At 29.2% G+C, this 1476-nt stretch carries 1 protein-coding gene; it reads left to right on the forward strand.

Annotated elements, in window-relative coordinates; all coding sequences use genetic code 11:
- Positions 1-1082: 1082 nt before the first annotated feature.
- Positions 1083-1476, forward strand: a 394-nt coding sequence (locus CD032_RS03245) for a DUF3102 domain-containing protein (protein ID WP_258026204.1), incomplete at its 3' end; no start/stop codon positions are given.

The following is a 1476-nucleotide window of genomic DNA, read 5'->3' on the forward strand; positions in this document are numbered from 1 at the left end:
TGAACACAGAGTTTATAAGGTCATTACATTAAGTAATCAAACTCATTGTGTATAGAGTTTCATTTGTTTGTTATGATTGTTCATTGATAATAAAAGAGAAGAAACAAATTATAATTTAAAGTGATTCAATCAATTAACTTAAATCATTTGTTCTTATTTAATTAACATTAATTGTTTGTTGATGTTCTTCTGTTTAGTTTCATTATTGATTGTGTTCTGAATATAAATAATTTCTATTGTTGATTCAATTCAATTGTGAAGTTCATTCATCAAATCAAAAAGTAAATGTTAAAGACAAAAGTAAATTGAGATTTGAATTACAAAAAAGTTTGTGAGAATAAATTTAAAAAGTAAATCGAAAACTAAATTAAGATTCTGATTTCAAATAAAAAATATAAATATTAATTATTGTTATTAGATGATAAGTAACAACAATATGAGAAGCACAAACGAGTTACTAAGCGTGAATGGTTTGCTTATATACAATGGTGTTTGTAGCCATTTAGAGAATGATACAGCGCATGTATAGATGATTATATATAAAAGTGTTACAAGCTGTTAAATAGTGTGTGAAAGCTGCTTAAATAGACGAATTAAAAGCGAAGTTTTTAGCGATAAATATAATTGAATAAAGTAAGTGTGAATTAAATACTATGAATAAATTTAATGGGATAGATAATTTAATCGGGCAGTGAAAATAATACTGGAGATTATAAAAAAGAAAATGAAATTTGAAAAAATAATTTCTAAATTTAAAGGGAGGCGTTGAATTTGCGCCCAGCCTTTTTAAAAATGAATTAAACGAGCCCGTCTTTTCTGTAACCGCAACTTGATATTAAAAGGTAAAATTGTGTAATTTTTCACAATAATTACTAACGAAAAAGTCTAATTTAAGCGATTTACGGCACGTAATGACCTGTAATCCATGTAACCATTCATTCAATGCAATATAGAGCTTCTCACAGAGCCTAGTTTTTGATGAAATAACTACGTCTCTATTAATGCTTGTAATATTAAGCTTTGTATTATTTCTCTTTCATCTTTTCGTGGATAGGCGCAATATACAACATAAGCAAATAATTGTGAGTGTTAGTTACCAAAACATTGCAGGTCAATCGATATTCGAAATTGGACGAAGATTAAAACATGTGAAAGAGAATGACTTAGCACATGGTGAATGGTCAAATTGGTTGAAGTCAGTAAACTTTAATGACTCGCAAGCTAGAAAATTTATAAAAGTATCCGACGAGTTTCAAGAGCGTTCGATGTCGAACACCTTAGGTATTGAAGCTCTTTATCAAATAGCGAGTTCTTTTTCAGAAGAGGACTTTAAGCGCTATAGCGCTCGGCTTGGTCATAAAAAAACGCTTTTACTAACTACTATGACTGACGAACAAAAAGAACAATCGCTTAATGAAGGTGTGCCTACTGATCAAGGCTACAAAACTTACGGTAAAGCTACTCAAAAAGAAATTG

Source organism: Staphylococcus cohnii subsp. cohnii, from assembly GCF_002902365.1.
Lineage (GTDB): Bacteria > Bacillota > Bacilli > Staphylococcales > Staphylococcaceae > Staphylococcus > Staphylococcus cohnii.